Annotated in this window: 15 protein-coding genes; 7 read left to right on the plus strand and 8 right to left on the minus strand. The window is 62.2% G+C overall.

The window, feature by feature from the left end; translation table 11 throughout:
- Window positions 1–89: 89 nt before the first annotated feature.
- Window positions 90–1343, minus strand: coding sequence for a tRNA 2-thiouridine(34) synthase MnmA (gene mnmA / locus AC0C6X_RS15555; protein ID WP_173520477.1), 1254 nt, complete (start codon window positions 1341–1343; stop codon window positions 90–92).
- A 293-nt stretch (window positions 1344–1636) separates the two neighbouring features.
- Window positions 1637–2386: a helix-turn-helix transcriptional regulator gene (locus AC0C6X_RS15560; protein WP_173520476.1), complete on the minus strand. Its 750-nt coding sequence runs from the start codon at window positions 2384–2386 to the stop codon at window positions 1637–1639.
- Between the two features lie 490 nt (window positions 2387–2876).
- On the opposite strand from AC0C6X_RS15560, the gene sciP reads away from it, so the two are divergent.
- Complete coding sequence (sciP, locus tag AC0C6X_RS15565) at window positions 2877–3152, plus strand: CtrA inhibitor SciP (protein ID WP_003527546.1); 276 nt, start codon at window positions 2877–2879, stop codon at window positions 3150–3152.
- A gap of 306 nt (window positions 3153–3458) precedes the next feature.
- Window positions 3459–3740, plus strand: coding sequence for a GNAT family N-acetyltransferase (locus AC0C6X_RS15570; RefSeq protein WP_472953901.1), 282 nt, complete (start codon window positions 3459–3461; stop codon window positions 3738–3740).
- Window positions 3741–4038: 298 nt separating this feature from the next.
- Here AC0C6X_RS15570 and AC0C6X_RS15575 read toward each other — a convergent pair whose 3' ends face one another.
- Window positions 4039–4389 carry a flagellar export protein FliJ gene (locus AC0C6X_RS15575; protein WP_057254717.1) on the minus strand — a complete coding sequence of 117 codons (351 nt, stop codon included), beginning with the start codon at window positions 4387–4389 and terminating at the stop codon, window positions 4039–4041.
- 440 nt (window positions 4390–4829) lie between these two features.
- Here AC0C6X_RS15575 and ctrA point away from each other — a divergent pair, with 440 nt between their 5' ends.
- Window positions 4830–5531, plus strand: coding sequence for a response regulator transcription factor CtrA (ctrA, locus tag AC0C6X_RS15580; RefSeq protein WP_025424706.1), 702 nt, complete (start codon window positions 4830–4832; stop codon window positions 5529–5531).
- A gap of 316 nt (window positions 5532–5847) precedes the next feature.
- Here ctrA and AC0C6X_RS15585 read toward each other — a convergent pair whose 3' ends face one another.
- Both AC0C6X_RS15585 and chpT read right to left on the minus strand, forming a co-directional pair.
- Complete coding sequence (locus AC0C6X_RS15585; protein ID WP_034806707.1) at window positions 5848–6210, minus strand: response regulator; 363 nt, start codon at window positions 6208–6210, stop codon at window positions 5848–5850.
- A gap of 261 nt (window positions 6211–6471) precedes the next feature.
- Window positions 6472–7116, minus strand: a complete 645-nt coding sequence (chpT, locus tag AC0C6X_RS15590; protein ID WP_173520474.1) for a histidine phosphotransferase ChpT — start codon at window positions 7114–7116, stop codon at window positions 6472–6474.
- 274 nt (window positions 7117–7390) lie between these two features.
- On the opposite strand from chpT, the gene AC0C6X_RS15595 reads away from it, so the two are divergent.
- Window positions 7391–7981, plus strand: coding sequence for a DUF1134 domain-containing protein (locus tag AC0C6X_RS15595; protein ID WP_472953904.1), 591 nt, complete (start codon window positions 7391–7393; stop codon window positions 7979–7981).
- A gap of 260 nt (window positions 7982–8241) precedes the next feature.
- The gene (locus AC0C6X_RS15600) at window positions 8242–9411 is read left to right on the plus strand and encodes a hypothetical protein (protein WP_472953906.1); all 1170 of its coding nucleotides are present in this window, start codon (window positions 8242–8244) and stop codon (window positions 9409–9411) included.
- Between the two features lie 103 nt (window positions 9412–9514).
- Here the strand turns inward: AC0C6X_RS15600 and AC0C6X_RS15605 are convergent, their stop codons facing one another.
- A complete protein-coding gene (locus AC0C6X_RS15605) occupies window positions 9515–10351 on the minus strand; it encodes a TrmH family RNA methyltransferase (RefSeq protein WP_472953908.1) in 837 nt (278 codons plus the stop codon).
- A gap of 4 nt (window positions 10352–10355) precedes the next feature.
- On the minus strand, window positions 10356–10739 hold the full coding sequence (locus AC0C6X_RS15610) for a hypothetical protein (RefSeq protein ID WP_472953910.1): 384 nt from the start codon (window positions 10737–10739) through the stop codon (window positions 10356–10358).
- A gap of 29 nt (window positions 10740–10768) precedes the next feature.
- Between AC0C6X_RS15610 and AC0C6X_RS15615 the strand changes: the two genes are divergently transcribed.
- Together AC0C6X_RS15615 and rpoH are read left to right on the plus strand one after the other, a co-directional pair.
- Entirely contained in the window at window positions 10769–11797 is a 1029-nt protein-coding gene (locus AC0C6X_RS15615) for an RluA family pseudouridine synthase (protein WP_173520469.1), read from the plus strand.
- Between the two features lie 212 nt (window positions 11798–12009).
- On the plus strand, window positions 12010–12918 hold the full coding sequence (gene rpoH, locus AC0C6X_RS15620) for an RNA polymerase sigma factor RpoH (RefSeq protein WP_173520468.1): 909 nt from the start codon (window positions 12010–12012) through the stop codon (window positions 12916–12918).
- A gap of 105 nt (window positions 12919–13023) precedes the next feature.
- On the opposite strand, the gene AC0C6X_RS15625 is transcribed toward rpoH, so the two are convergent.
- Window positions 13024–15303, minus strand: coding sequence for a hypothetical protein (locus AC0C6X_RS15625; RefSeq protein WP_173520467.1), 2280 nt, complete (start codon window positions 15301–15303; stop codon window positions 13024–13026).
- Window positions 15304–15349 lie beyond the last annotated feature (46 nt).

Here is a 15349-nt window from a genome sequence, read left to right on the forward strand (position 1 = left end):
GGCGGCTTATAAGGCGCGCTTCCGGCCAGTGTCAAGCCAAGTCTCCGGGAAAATGTGAAGTTTTCACAACAGCCCGGAAATCAAGGGCTTCAGGCGGCCGCCGGCGCCGAAAGCAGCGCCTTCAAGGCCGCTTCCGCACCCGCTTCGCGTTCGGATTTGCGAATAAATCCGCCGCCATAGACGCGCGCATCCTCGCCGACACCCGAATAGAGCGCGCAGGCCTGGCCGGGCGCGATGCCGGCTTCGCCCTCGGCGAGCTCCACATAGATGCCCTCCTCGTCCATCGCCAGGATAGCCGGGGCCGGCTGGCGGGTGGAGCGCACCTTGGCGAAACAGTCGAAGCCGCGGGCAGCAGCCGCTTCGAGCTCCTCGTCGCCAAGCCAGTTGACGTCGCGCAGATAGACGCGGCGCGTTTCCAGCGCTTCCTTGGGGCCGACGATCACGCGGCGCGAGCGGGCATCGAGATAAACGACATAGAGCGGCTCGCCGGTCGCAATGCCGATGCCGCGGCGCTGGCCGATCGTATAGTGCAGGATGCCCTCATGGGTGCCGAGCACGCGGCCGTCGAGATGCACGATCTCGCCGGAAAGCGCTGCATTCGGCTTCAGCTTCGAGACGATGTCGCTGTACTTGCCCTGCGGCACGAAACAGATGTCCTGGCTGTCGGCCTTCTGGGCGACGACGAGGCCCATCTCCTCGGCGAGCTTGCGCGTCTCGGCCTTGGAGAGATGCCCCAGGGGAAAGCGCAGATAGTCGATCTGCTCCTGCGTCGTCGCGAAGAGGAAATAGCTCTGGTCGCGGTCCGCATCGGTCGGCCGGTAGAGCGCCCGCTGCCCGGCATAGCGCGGGTTCGGGCTCGGGCGCGAGCGGATGTAATGGCCGGTCGCCAGCGCATCGGCACCGAGCTCCTTGGCGGTCGCAAGCAGATCGGCAAACTTGACCGTCTGGTTGCAGGCAACGCAAGGGATCGGCGTTTCACCGGCGATATAGCTTTCGGCAAAGGGATTGATCACCGTTTCGCGGAAGCGCGCCTCGTAATCGAGCACATAATGCGGAATGCCGAGCGTTTCGCAGACGCGGCGCGCGTCGTCGATGTCCTGGCCGGCGCAGCAGGAACCGGCGCGATGGACGGCAGCGCCGTGATCATAGAGCTGCAGCGTGATGCCTAAGACGTCGTAGCCCTCGCGTTTGAGCAGGCCGGCGACCACGGAACTGTCGACGCCGCCGGACATGGCGACGACGACACGCGTATCTTCGGGCTTGCGGTCAAAATCAAGACTGTTCACGGGATCCAATCCGGCCTTCGGGCGGTAATCCTTCACCTGCCCTGTTTCACGCTTCATCCGATGCTTAGCCGAGGAACTCTCGGCTTGCGGCACGCTCGGCTTCTACAGCGCCGCGCGTCTGATCAGACGCGCTAAGGTCGCTGTAGCACTTTCGAGTTGCTGCATGTTTTTGTCCTTTACTCGGCTACGATTAAAGGAAACATGCAGTCGGCGCCGCGCGTCCGATGAGACGCGCAAAGGTCGCCGCAGCACTTTCAGTTCCGCGACATATAGAAACTTGTCCGTCCGGCGGCAAGGCCGGCCGTCAGCCCCGGCGACCCCGCGCGTCTTTAAGACGCGCCATGCCAGCGTCAGATCAGCTTCAGCCGCATGGCGCGGGCGATCGCCTGCATGCGGTTGACGGCGTCGAGCTTACGGGTCGCGCTCTTGAAGTAGCTGCTCACCGTATAGGTCGAGATGCCAAGGATAATGGCAATCTCGTCGCTGCTCTTGCCGGCGGCCGCCCAGCGCAGGCATTCCACCTCGCGGCTCGACAGCTTCTCGCGCGCCGAATTGCCGGTGTCGAAGGTGCGCTCCAGGCATTCGAAGAGCTGGACCAGCGCCAGATAGAGCGTGGCGCATTCGACGCCGAAGGGTGCCTCGCGGCGGCCGGACAGCATGGCAATGAAGGGATCGCCGGTGCTCGTATGCAGGAGCACGGCGAAGTGGCGGGCCATCTCCGGATGGGCGAGCAGCCGGCGCACCATGGCCTCGTCCACCGGCTTCGCAGCGATATCGAGGAGCTCCGGCCCGCCGGTCACCGGCAATTTCGTAAAGCGCAGCCGCTCGACGAGCGCGCTCGACTGGAAGGTTTCGCAGGCGTCGTACTGGCGAACGAGCTCCGACGGCCAATTGCTGAGCACCAGCCGCTCGGAAAAACGCTGCTGCTCGGCCAGCGGCATGCGCGCGATCATGAAATGGCCGAAGCCATAGCGGGCGATCAGCCGTCGCATGAGGTGCAGAAGTTCGTACTCGGTCCGGACGGCCGCCGTATCGACGTCCGAAAAAATGTCCGCCGTGTCCGCCTCGCGCAGCAAGGCCGGCTCATTCGATTCCTTCATCTGCGATCACCACATCCCCAGGCGCCACCGCGCCCGGTCGAGAGAATACAAAAACGCCTCAGATCACCTGAAGCATGAACTTCACCCGACGAACAAAATACAGCCGTCGCCACCGGCCTGACCGCGCAAGCAACGCGTCCGGTTGTGAAAATTATGACGATGCACCAAGAATGATTGCGGGAGAGCACATACGTCGCTCATCCTTATTTCGGCGCCTCGTTACCAAAAATTTTAGTTAAAGTGAAATGTGGTAATTGCATGGCTCCCATGACAATTCCGGGATAATCCAGGCTCTTCTCAAAGCAATTCGCGAGGACAGCGCTCAAGCCCCCCATGAATGGATGGGGGAATATCGGCGATAATCGGCGATGAGATGCCCCGCCGAAGTGTCTCAAATTATGAGCAAATTGTTACTTGCTGCTTAGGTAAATGTTAAATGTGGCAGGCTAAGGTCTCGGTCATATGGTCTTGAGTTTGTGTAGAGAGTCCCATGACCGAAATGATGCGACCACGCGTAAAATATGTCATCGGCCCCGATGGCAGCCCTCTGACGATTGCGGATCTGCCGCCGGCCAATACTCGGCGCTGGGTGATCCGCCGCAAGGCAGAGGTCGTTGCCGCCGTGCGCGGTGGCCTGTTGAGCCTTGAGGAGGCGTGCGAACGCTATACCCTCACGGTCGAAGAATTCCTGTCCTGGCAGTCCTCGATCAACGATCATGGTCTTGCCGGCCTGCGTACCACTCGCATCCAGCAGTATCGCCACTAGTTCGCCCATTGCAGGGCCATAGGTCGAGCGGCGGCTTCGGGTTCCCCGGAGCCGCCGCCGTCGTTTCGGCCTCCACAGCGCCGCGCGTTTTATCAAACGCGCAAAGGCCGCTGTAGAACTTTGATTTCTGCATGTCTTCGTCCTTAAATCGAGGTCGATTTAAGGAGACATGCAGAGGCGGAAAGCCGGATTGGTGCCGTTTCGCGAACAGTGTGTGTATCGGCGCTAGTGGATCGACGGATTCCGGTTTCCGGATTTCTGCGTTAGCTTCCGCACAAAGAAACCGGTTCACCAAGGAAGTCTGTCATGGAAATTGCGCACGAGGAAACTGGATCGCACGGCCGCTACTCGACCGTTGTCGAGGGACATACCGGGGAAATGACCTATTCGCGCACCTCGCCGCAATTGATCATCGTCAATCACACCCTCGTTCCGGACGCGCTGCGCGGCAAGGGTGTCGGCCAGGCGCTGGCCAAACACGCGATCGACGAGGCGCGCAAGGGTGGCTGGAAGATCATCCCGCTCTGTCCCTTCATGAAGGCGCAGGCCATGCGGCATCCCGAATGGCAGGATGTCATCCAGGGATGAGACAAGACTGAGAGCCTGCCGCCTGTCCTGACCTCAACAAGCTCCCTGATCTCAAAATGAGAAGACCCGCCCGAATGCCAAAGCGTCGGGCGGGTCTCTTCGTCTTGTCACGATCGTGCCGGATCGGGTCATGCCAACGGCATGATCCGACAAGGCTGGAAATATCTGCCCCGAAACGGGTTACCTGCCTGACCAGCGCACGGAATCCCCCGGACCGGAACCGACCTGGGGTCAAATCGTCCGTCAGATCAAGGCCTTGCGGCTTGGCTGCGCCCGATCGAGGCGCAAGAGCCGCAGCTTATGCCCGCAGGCGGGTCGATGTGTCCCGCTCTTCGAGGGCCGCCGCCTTCGCGTATTCAGCCTGCACTTCTTCGAGCGCGAGCTCGGCAGCATCCTGCTGCGCCTTCAGTTCGCGAATGGAAACCTGAAGATTGTCGGCTCTCTGACGTGCGGCCTTGGCGAAGGTGGGATAGGCGAAGTGCTGGGGATCGGAGATACCCGACTTCTTTTCCTCGAAAATAATCTGATTTTCCAGATCCTTGGTCATCCGCTCGAACTCAGCCATCATCATCTGAAGCTGGTTCAGCTGACGCTGCTTCTCGCGAACCTGAAACTCCTTCAGGCGGACAAGGCTCTCACGTGCTTTCATACGCAATACTCCCGTGGATAACGAGACCCCGGTTACTGATTTGCCCGCAAGCCGGCCCGAACGGGCCGGAAACGAAAAATCTTCAGCGATATTAACAAAAGCCTACCGCTGGTAACCTTTCGTTTACGGGCATCGTTAATCATAGGCGCGATGATTTAAGGCTCCGTAAATGCTGAGGCACGAAATGTGACCGCCCCGGCATTAACGAGTCGGAAGAGTCAGATAGCGGCATTTCTTCATGTTTCACATGAGATTGGCCGTTCTGGATTCACGTTTGAAATCAGGAGACTGCTAAAAATATTTAACAATCTCGATACACCTTGCCAGAGGGAATCAGAATTTGTTAACCATTTGGTGGCAGCCTCCAAATCAGGCAACGACTGGATCCGTATCGCGTAAGGGTGCCACGACGACCTTGGGCGGCGGAAAAGGGGAAGAATATGCGGGTTCTACTAATCGAAGACGATAGCGCAACGGCTCAGAGCATTGAGCTGATGCTCAAGTCCGAGAGTTTCAACGTCTACACCACCGACCTCGGTGAAGAAGGCGTCGATCTCGGCAAACTTTATGACTACGACATCATCCTTCTCGACCTCAACCTGCCGGACATGTCCGGCTATGAAGTCTTGAGAACGCTGCGTCTTTCCAAGGTGAAGACCCCGATCCTGATTCTCTCGGGCATGGCCGGCATCGAGGACAAGGTCCGCGGCCTGGGCTTCGGCGCTGATGACTACATGACCAAGCCCTTCCACAAGGATGAGCTGGTCGCCCGTATTCACGCCATCGTCCGCCGCTCCAAGGGTCACGCCCAGTCGGTCATTTCCACGGGCGAGCTGATCGTCAACCTGGATGCCAAGACGGTCGAAGTGGGCGGACAGCGCGTCCACCTGACCGGCAAGGAATACCAGATGCTCGAGCTGCTTTCGCTGCGCAAGGGCACGACGCTGACCAAGGAAATGTTCCTGAACCACCTGTATGGCGGCATGGACGAGCCGGAACTGAAGATCATCGACGTCTTCATCTGCAAGCTGCGCAAGAAGCTCGCAAACGCCGCCGGCGGCGCCAACTACATCGAAACCGTCTGGGGCCGCGGCTACGTGCTGCGCGAGCCGGATGGTGCTGAATACGCCGAAACTGCCTGATACCCGAGAAAGGGCCTGCACGACCCGCATGATGCGGGCCCGGAAGTTCACAAAACCCGCCGCGCGCGGGTTTTGTTGTTTCTAGAGTAGGCCGCGCAAAAGCGCCCAGCGGTCTTGCGGTAACGCCAGACGAAAAAGCAAAAGCTTGAAGCGCAAGCAGCGAATCTCGGAGAGCGCGAGGCGCTGTATGCCGTCGCCGTCAGCAGCATCGAAGCCGGGATCGGGACGAATGGGAATGACGGCCGGCTGCAAACACGAAAAAGCCGCGGCACGAACCACGGCTTCATCTCATAGGCTACTTGCGAGCGGGACGATTTCAGGCTGCCATCGACTGGCTGGCGAAAACGCTGGTCAGGATCTTGCGGTCGAAAGGCTTCAGCAGGAAGTCGTCGGCGCCGGCCCGCTTGCCGGCCATCATCTTCTTCAGATCCGCCTCGACGACGCAATAATAGATCCGGACCGACGGGCCGTTCGGAAGCCGCCGGATGTTGCCGATGAGCTCGAGCGCGCCTTCCAAGCCGGCATCGATGATCAGGATGTTCGGGAGCTCTGCCTCGCAGCGGACGAGCGCCTCGAGGCTGTTCGACGCTTCGTAGACCATGAAGCCCATGCCGGACAGGATACGTTTCCCAACCTTCCGAACGACATCCGAGCCGTCGGCAATCATCAAGCGCCGCATATCCAACTCCCTTCGCAACTTACCTATACGCGTACTCGCAGGCTTGAAACAACTCTATACAAATTTGGGAAAGAATTCGTTACGGAGTTTGCTTAACGTTGCCTTTCTTCGCTACATCAACCATCTGAAAAGATTAAATTTTCCAGAAACGGACGCAATGTGCGAGAAACGGAACGTACGGGCGGCGATCCCGCGCCAGCGCACGAGATCGCCTGTATTTGCACGTCGGGAATGGAACGATTGCCGTCGGAAAATGAAACCTCAGGCTGCAACACGCGTGGTGAAGATGATCTCCTCACCGGTCGATGCAACCTCGATCGTCATGCCCGCTTCCTCGCCCAGGAGCACGGTGTAGTAGGGCTGGATCGAATGCGCGTCGACGGCTTCTTCCGGTGTGCCGGACAGCAGTTCCGTCAGCTTCGGCGGCACGCGCATCATGCGGCCTTTTGCGACCAGGGTGAAGACGGCGTCGAATTCCGGGTTCTCCAGCGTCACGTCGATCGAACCGCCGCGCGGGATCGCGCCGTAGGCGATGAGGAAGAGGTTCAGGAGCAGCTTGACCCGGTTCTTGGCGATGATCGCGCGCGGGCCGTGCCAGTTGACCTCGGTCTTCTTTTCGGCCGCCGCAAAATCCTTGGCGGCCTTCTCCGCTTCGCCGGTGTCGATCGAGGCTCCGACCGAACCGGATGCGCCGAAGGCGAGGCGGGCGAACTTCAGGCGGACCGATGCGTTGAGCGCGCTGGTCCGGATCAGGTCCATCGCATCGGCGTCGGCGCCGCCCTCGTCCAGGAGTTCCAGGCCGTTGTTGATGGCGCCGACCGGCGAGATGATGTCATGGCAAACCCGGCTGCACAGAAGCGCGGCCAGATCGGGTCCCGTCAATGTCAGGTTCGGATTCGTTGCCATCGTGTATCCTTGTTGGTTCCGCCGCCCGCCCTTGGGGGCACGCGCCATCGTGACGCCGGTAAAGCCTCATGCGAAAAGACGCAAGCCACGGGCTGCCCGGCGCAGCCGTTCATCAGTGGATCATAATGACACCACATTTGGTAAACCGATTGTTAAGACCATCGGTTCAAATTGCATGGAAATGGTCCAGACCCTTCACTGGCCGCGCAGTGATCTGACTGGCGGCCACTGCAAACCCGCAAGCGAGCAACTTTCGCGCCTGACGGAGGAAACGATGCATCAGATCATGAAGGCAGCCAAGCAGGCCTGCCGTGTATTCCTGGCCACGGTGTTCCTGGCCGCTGCCGCCCAAACGACGGCGCATGCACAATCTGCGAACAACAGCCAATATACGATGCAGGAAATCGTCGATGCCGGTCACGGTTTCTTCGGCGAAACGTCAGGAGGCTTGGCGAAAGTCGTCGAGCGCGCCTTCGAGCGCTACGGCCTGCCGAACGGTTACATTCTCGGGCAGGAAGGCTCGGGCGCATTCATCGCCGGCCTTACCTATGGCGAAGGCGAACTCAATACCAAGAACGCCGGCCAGCACAGCGTCTTCTGGCAAGGCCCCTCGCTCGGCATCGACTGGGGCGGTCAGGGCAGCCGCGCCATGATGCTCGTCTACAATCTGCCGAGCGTACCAGCGCTCTACAAGCGCTTCGGCGGCGTCTCCGGTTCGGCCTATGTCGTCGCTGGCGTCGGCATGACGGTTCTGACCGACGAGCAGATTGTCGTCGTTCCGATCCGCACCGGCATCGGCGCACGGCTCGGCATCAATGTCGGCTACCTCAAGATGACCCAAACCCCCACCTGGAACCCCTTCTGAGGCCCTACCGCATAACCCCTTAAATCGGCATCGATTTAAGGACAAATTTATGCAGCAGATCTAAAGTGTGACAGCGACCTTTGCGCGTCTCAATAGACGCGCGGCGCTGTAGTCGGGTCGCGCGGGCAAAATCCCGCGCCAGACACTTGCAGCGCACGAAACGTCATGTTTAGTGCAAGGAAGCGAAATACGCAGCGCCTGCCGGACCGCGAGGCCCGGCGGGCGCTGCGGTTCCGATACAGATTTGAAACGGCCAGCTCGTGATCCAATTCGCGCTTCTCTTTGCCCTGGGATTTCTGACGGCGATCATCATCGTCCTGCTGGTCGCTCCGGCGATCCACCGCCGCATCGTGCGCTTTGCCGAAGATCGACTGAAGGCCACCATGCCGCTCAGCCCGCAGGAGGTGCGCGCACAGAAAGACGCTGCCCGCGCGGCCTATGCCGCTGAAAACGCGCGCACGCAGCAGGCCCTGAAACGCGAGCGCGACAAGGGCGTGTCGCTGATGCTGGCCAACGAGAAGAGTTTGCAAGAGGCGCGGCGCCTCAGCGGCGAGAATGCCGACCTGCATGCGCAGCTTGCCGACATGAACGTCGAAGCGGCCGACATGCGCTCCGCCATTCGACAGCTCGAACAGCGCCTGGAACGGATGAAGGCAACGCTCGACAGCGTCGAGCGCGACAACGCCGGAAAATCCGACGAGATCCAGAAGCTCGGCATCCAGCTCGCTCAGCATGCCGCCGAGATCGACAATCTCAAGATCAGTCTGGCCGCGCGCGAAACCGAGGTCGAGCATCTGAAAAGCCGGATTACCACGCTGCGCGATGAGCGCGAAGCCCTGCGCGGCGATCTCAAGGCCGAGACGACCCATGCCAAGGAAATGGAGCTGCGCCTCTCGCGCGACGAAACGCGGCTGCACCGTCTGGAAGACAAGCTTGCGCGCGAGATGGCGACCAGCGCCGACCGCGAGAGCGCGCTCGAACGGCGCGCAGGGGAAATCGAACGGCTGAAGGCCAAGGTGAAGGATACCAACCAGGAAATGCGCGATGCCGCCAAGGCCCTGCGCGCCGCCGGTATCGCCTTCCCGCTGCGAAAGGAACGCCGTCCGGCCGCCGAACGGGCCGCCAATGGTTCCGTCTCCCAGTCCGATCAGCCGGCCGGCGAGGTGCTGGGCTCTGCCGCCGCCGATGATCTGCGCAACCGCGCCACCGCGCTTTCGGAACGCCTGACCAATTCGAAATCCGCCGCCCACGACGACGCTCTGCGCGACGAGGTTGCGGCAATTGCCGCCGGCATGGTCGCGCTGACGGCGACGAACGAAGGCCCCTCTTCGCCCATCCTCAACCTGTTGGCAGGCGACGAGCAGGAGCAAGGCACTGCCAAGCGCGAGAGTTTGGCGAAGCGGGCGAAGGACATGCTGCCGCGCGAATAGAGCCCGTTGGTCGGGCAGACCGTTGACGCCGTCGGCGCACGCGCCGGTCGCCCGGTCACGGGATCGGTCCACTTGCAGTCATCATAAGCCTGTGAACGGGCGGTCAGATTCGGCCGTTGATCAGTGCCACCTGGTGCAGGGCAATGCCCGCGGCGGTGGAGACATTGAGGCTGTCGAGGCCCGGGCGCTGGCGGATGTGCGCCGTGTGGACAGAGGCCAGCACCGATTGTGGCAACCCCTCCCCTTCGGTTCCCATCAGAAGTGCCGTGCGCGCCGCCGGCGGGATCGCGCCAAGCTCGGTGTCACCGGCGGGCGAGAGCCCCCAGATCGCAAAGCCCGCCTGCTGCAGCCGCTCCAGCATGGTGGCGACCGAACCTTCGCGCGCAAAAGGCACCGTCAGCACCGAGCCGACGGAGACCCGGATCGCCTTGCGGTACATCGGGTCGCAGCTCGTCTCATCCATCAGCACGGCATCGACCCCGAAGGCCGCGGCGTTGCGGAAGAGCGCGCCCATGTTGTCGTGGTTGGAGATGCCGCAGGCCGCCAGAACGAGGCTCGACGCGGGCAGCGACGCGATCAATGCATCGCGGCCGGGCTCACCGTCGCGGCGGCCGAGCGCAAGCACGCCCCGATGCATGTTGAAGCCGGCGATTGCATCGAACACCTGCGCGTCCGCCACATAGACCGGTACCGACGGCGGGAACCGTTCGAGAATATCCTGAACGCCGGAAAGCCGGTTTTCGAGCAGCAGGATCGCCTCGGCCGCAAAGCCACGCCCGGCTTCCTGCGCCGCCGCCAGCATGCGCAGCACCACCGTGCCTTCGGCGATGAAGCGGCCCTGCCGCCCCGTCAGATCGCGCTCCTTGATCGAGACGAAGCCGGCAATCCGGGGATCGGCGGGGTCATCGATGCGCTGGACGGGCGGAAGGGCATTCGACATGTCGTCAGTTCGTCCTGACGGTGACGTCGGCAACGATGCGGCCGGCGCCGATGTCGAACACGATGGCGCGCGGCTCCGACCCCGGCAGGTTGCCGTAGAAGAGCACCTGGGAGCCGGAGAGCGCCACGTTCGTCACCGTGAAACCGGCGGGAAGCGCTGCGACCGCATTGACCGGCGCTTCGCTCGGAACGACGGTAGTGGCGGCCTGAACGGGTGCCTTCGCGTCCGTGCGTGTCAGCTTGTAGACAATCGTCCCAAGGACGGCCATAAGCATGACCAACATGACGCCGGCCGAGACGAGCTGAAGCTTCACCATCTTGCGGCGGACATTTTCCATGGCCGGATCTAGCGGCTTGTCGTCCTGGTCATCGGGCTCGATTGCGGTCATGGCTGGCCTTTTTTCGGATTTGGAACGGAATGAACGACCCCTTTAAACAAGCGACGGCCAATAGGAAAGTCCTGACCGCAGGCGAGGATGCCACGGGGCGCCTTGATTCCTTCCTCACGGACGCACTTTCGGGTGAATTCTCCCGCAACCGGATCAAGAGCCTGATCGAACAGGGCGCGGTGTCGATCAACGGCAAGCCGGTGACGGAAGCGAAGAAGAAGGTCCATCCCGGCGACGTCTTCGAGATCGATCTGCCCGAGCCCGAAGACCCGGAGCCGAAGGGCGAGGACATCCCGCTCGACGTGCTCTACGAGGACGACGACCTGATCGTGCTTTGCAAGCCCGCCGGCCTCGTCGTGCATCCTGGCGCCGGCAACTGGACCGGCACGCTGGTCAACGCGCTGATCCACCATTGCGGCAGCAGCCTGTCGGGCATCGGTGGCGTCAAGCGCCCGGGCATCGTCCATCGCCTCGACAAGGAGACGAGCGGCGTCATGGTCGTCGCCAAGAACGATGCCGCGCACCGCCATCTCTCGGAGCAGTTTGCCGACCATGGCCGCACCGGTCCGCTCGAACGCGCCTATCGCGCCGTCGTCTGGGGGCGCCCGCGGCAGTTGAAGGGGACGATCGACGCGCCGCTCGGGCGCGCCGGCGACCGGACCAAACGCGCGGTCAAGCGCGAGGACAGCGACGATGCCCGCGAGGCGATCACCCATTATGAGGTCGTCGAGCGCTATCTTGAAAAGCCGGATGGCACCTGCCTGGCGTCAACCGTGGAATGCCACCTCGAAACGGGGCGCACGCACCAGATCCGCGTGCACATGGCCCATATCGGCCATCCGCTGATCGGTGACCCGGAATACGGCGCCGCCTTCCGCACCAAGGCGAATTTGCTGCCGGATGCGGCCAAGGCCGTCGTCAATCAATTCCACCGCCAGGCCCTGCACGCCTTCATGCTGCAGTTCGAGCACCCCACGACCGGCGAAACCATGCATTTCGAAGCGCCTGTGCCGGCCGACATGGAGCAACTGATCGAGGCTTTGCGCGGCGAAGTGTGAGCGCGCCCCTTGAATTCTGCTGTCAGGATTCCGATCTAAGGCTTAGTCTCTGTTCGTGACTTCCTGTCACCCGGCGTCACAGTTTGGTGAAACCGGAGTCCTTGAATCATGCTTTCGCCGTACTTATTTTCTAGGCTCGTGGGGTCTTGACGAAGACCCACATGCCCGGCTTGCCGACCGGAAGCCGGAGACGATTAAAGGGGGGTGCTTCTATGGCCCGAAACAATTTGCCGACCATTGCCGCTGGTGAAGGTGGCCTCAATCGTTATCTCGACGAAATCCGCAAATTTCCGATGCTGGAACCGCAGGAAGAGTACATGCTCGCCAAGCGGTACCAGGAACATGACGACCGCAACGCGGCGCACAAGCTGGTCACCAGTCACCTTCGCCTCGTCGCCAAGATCGCGATGGGCTATCGCGGCTATGGCCTGCCGATCGGTGAAGTCGTATCCGAAGGCAATGTCGGCCTGATGCAGGCCGTCAAGAAGTTCGAGCCCGATCGCGGCTTCCGGCTCGCGACCTACGCGATGTGGTGGATCAAGGCGGCGATCCAGGAATATATCCTGCGCTCATGGTCGCTTGTGAAAATGGGCACGACCGCCAATCAGAAGCGGCTGTTCTTCAACCTGCGTCGCCTCAAGGGCAAGATCCAGGCGCTGGATGAAGGCGACCTGAAGCCCGAACAGGTCAAAGAAATCGCCACCACGCTCAAGGTGAGCGAGGACGAAGTGGTTTCGATGAACCGCCGGCTTTCCGGTGACGCGTCGCTCAACGCGCCGATCAAGGCGAGTGAGGGCGATGCCGGCCAGTGGCAGGATTGGCTTGTCGACGACCACGACAACCAGGAAGAAATCCTGATCGAGCAGGACGAGCTCGAAAGCCGCAGGGCGCTGCTCGCCAATGCGATGAAGGTGCTGAACGACCGCGAGCGCCGCATCTTCGAAGCGCGCCGCCTGACCGAAGAGCCGCTGACGCTCGAGGATCTTTCGGCCGAATTCGACATCAGCCGCGAACGCGTGCGGCAGATCGAGGTGCGTGCCTTCGAAAAGGTCCAGGACGCCGTGCGCAAGGCCGCTCTCGAGCGCGCCAACGCCTTGCGGGTCGTCGAAGGCGCCGTATAAGGCCCCTCGCGTCCCTTACGGTGGCGCGGCAGCCCCATGAGCCAAATGAAAAACCCGGCGGATCGCTCCTGCCGGGTTTTTCTTTGTCCTGTCGTGTCTCGGGGCTTACTGGCTGTTGGTCGCCGCGTCCGTTGTCGGCGCGGCCGCCCAGGCGCGCAGCGCCTGATTGAAGGCGTCCGTTCCGCTCGGTCCCTTCTCCAGCGTCAACAGTGCGCGCCGGCCGTTCCTGTAGGTCAGCGGAATGTCGATCCAGCTACGGCTGCGCAGCAGTTCGGTGTTGTTGCCGATCGCGTCCTTGGAATCGTTGAGCGCGATCATATGGAAGTCGTCGGTGATCTTGGCCGGGACGGCGATCAACGCGTCACCCCGATCCTGCTCCGTACGCTTCATCGAAACGCGCTGCACGCTGTCGATCGCGCCGCCTTCGAAGTTCTGCGGCAGCGAGAAGACGAATTCGATGACATGACTTGCCGGCAACGACTCGTCGGCGTTGCGCTTGATCGTCATCAACGCAGTGAGGCCCCGGTCCGGAATGGTGATCTGTGCCTGGACGGCCGGTTCGGGCTTGGCGTCACCGCCGGGCGATTCTTCCTTCACCGACCACGCAACGGTTCCCGGAATGGCCGTCGGCGAAGACTGGCCGAGGCGCTCTTCGTAGAGGAACATCTTCTCGCCATTGGCGATCGCAATCTCCGGTGTCGTCGGCTGTCCACCAGTCTGCTGTCCGGCCGGCGGTGTGCCCGCTTGACCGGCCGTTCCGCCCTGGGCACTAGCCGTTTCCAAAGGCTTGCTCGCCTCGGTCTGCTGCGCCACGGACTTGCCTTCCTGGCCGGTGCCCTCGCCGCTTGCGGTGGCGGGCCCATTGTCGACTTCGGAGCCGTCATTAAGCAGGCGCTGGGTGAATTTCGTCGAGGTGTTGTCCGGGACCGCCGTGTCGTCGTGTTGTGCCGGTTGCTGCTGCGTCGCTTCTCCCTGGCCATCTGCCGGCGGAGCGCTCTCTTCTGCCGGCGATCCTCCGATGTTTGAAACGGCCGAAGTGACCGACGCCACGATCCTCGAAAGCCAGGCGTTGCCCGCTTCCCGATTCTGCCAGTAGGCGAAGCCGCCACCGCCAAGCGCCAGCAAGATGATTGCAGCGATGGCAAGGCGCTTGATGCTGAAGCGCGACGGCTTCGGTGTAGCCCGGTAAGATGACGGCCGTGAGGCTGCCGGCGCCGGTCCCTCGGCGCCACGTTCCGGCTCGCGCGCAGCCGTCGATGCTGCTGCACCCGCCGTCGCTGCGGTCGCGGCACTTTCGAAACCGAGCAGGTCGTCGATGTGGTCCCAGGCCGTGCCGGCGCGATCTTGCTGGCTCTGGGGAGTATCGGCCGCCGCCTGTCCGGTCTTCTCGATCGGCCAGGACCAATCGGCAATCTCCGGTTCCGCGCTCTTTTCGGTGCGCCGTTCCTCGAACGCCGCGAAGGGATCGTTATCGTCGAACGACCAGTTGCGCGCGGTATCGGCCTTCGGGGGCTCGGCTGCAGCACTCGGCGTCTCCGCCGGCACATCCTGCTGCGGCTCTTCCACCGGATGCATGCCGAGGAGCTCGGGCCCATGGGCCTGCTCGTCCTCCTCGACCTGCTGGTCCGCAGGAGCGTGCGTCGCCATCGGAGTGGCGGTTTCCCATTCCGGCAGATCCCACTCGGAGGCGGCCGGCTTTTCTTCGGCGGCAGCCGCCGGAGCATCCCATGCCGGCTCTTCGACCGAGCGAGGTTCCTCGTCCACCGGCGGAGGGGGTGCAGTCACATCGTGCGTTTCGTCCGCAGCCGGTGCCGCATACTCTGCGGCCTCGTAAACCGGGACATCTGCCTGCGGCTCTTCGACGACGGGGGCGCTCGCCTCGTCGATCGGAGTATCGGTCGTTTCGACCACTGGTTCTTCCGCAGCCGGCTCTGCCGCGGCTACTTCCGCCGCTTCGGCGGGATGGTCGGCATACTGCGCCGGCTCCTCTTGAACCGCCGCACCATGTTCGTCCGCTTCCGGTGCCGCTTCCTCGGCGACCGCGACCGGCTCGCTTTCGCCAGCCGGTTCGGGCTGCGCTTCAGGCTCGGGAACGATTTCCTCGACCGGCTGCTCGACGGCTACGGTTTCGGACGCATCCTCCACCACTTCCGTCTCTTCGAGAGAGGGCAAGGCCTCGGCATATTCGCTGTCGACTTCGGCGATCGCGTTTTCGAGTTTCGCCAACTGGCGATTGATCATGTCGTCCGACGGACGCGGGTTCATGTTTTCGAGCTGGCGGCGCACGGCCGCGCGCGCCTTCTCGTATACCCTGTCCCGCATTTCGGGTGTGTTTTCCGACAGGCCGTCAACGGTCCTGCGAATAACTGCAACAAAATCCGCCATTAGTACTTTCTCATACGCCAGGTATGTCTTTGCGATCGCGACGCAA

Source organism: Ensifer sp. VA4 (assembly GCF_055710065.1).

Bases quoted from the DNA above. Each gene is read 5' to 3' on its own strand.
- mnmA (WP_173520477.1), bottom strand. From the start codon at position 1,343: ATGAAGCGTGAAACAGGGCAGGTGAAGGATTACCGCCCGAAGGCCGGA.
- AC0C6X_RS15560 (WP_173520476.1), bottom strand. From the start codon at position 2,386: ATGAAGGAATCGAATGAGCCGGCCTTGCTGCGCGAGGCGGACACGGCG.
- sciP (WP_003527546.1), top strand. From the start codon at position 2,877: ATGACCGAAATGATGCGACCACGCGTAAAATATGTCATCGGCCCCGAT.
- AC0C6X_RS15570 (WP_472953901.1), top strand. From the start codon at position 3,459: ATGGAAATTGCGCACGAGGAAACTGGATCGCACGGCCGCTACTCGACC.
- AC0C6X_RS15575 (WP_057254717.1), bottom strand. From the start codon at position 4,389: ATGAAAGCACGTGAGAGCCTTGTCCGCCTGAAGGAGTTTCAGGTTCGC.
- ctrA (WP_025424706.1), top strand. From the start codon at position 4,830: ATGCGGGTTCTACTAATCGAAGACGATAGCGCAACGGCTCAGAGCATT.
- AC0C6X_RS15585 (WP_034806707.1), bottom strand. From the start codon at position 6,210: ATGCGGCGCTTGATGATTGCCGACGGCTCGGATGTCGTTCGGAAGGTT.
- chpT (WP_173520474.1), bottom strand. From the start codon at position 7,116: ATGGCAACGAATCCGAACCTGACATTGACGGGACCCGATCTGGCCGCG.
- AC0C6X_RS15595 (WP_472953904.1), top strand. From the start codon at position 7,391: ATGCATCAGATCATGAAGGCAGCCAAGCAGGCCTGCCGTGTATTCCTG.
- AC0C6X_RS15605 (WP_472953908.1), bottom strand. From the start codon at position 10,351: ATGTCGAATGCCCTTCCGCCCGTCCAGCGCATCGATGACCCCGCCGAT.
- AC0C6X_RS15610 (WP_472953910.1), bottom strand. From the start codon at position 10,739: ATGACCGCAATCGAGCCCGATGACCAGGACGACAAGCCGCTAGATCCG.
- AC0C6X_RS15615 (WP_173520469.1), top strand. From the start codon at position 10,769: ATGAACGACCCCTTTAAACAAGCGACGGCCAATAGGAAAGTCCTGACC.
- rpoH (WP_173520468.1), top strand. From the start codon at position 12,010: ATGGCCCGAAACAATTTGCCGACCATTGCCGCTGGTGAAGGTGGCCTC.
- AC0C6X_RS15625 (WP_173520467.1), bottom strand. From the start codon at position 15,303: ATGGCGGATTTTGTTGCAGTTATTCGCAGGACCGTTGACGGCCTGTCG.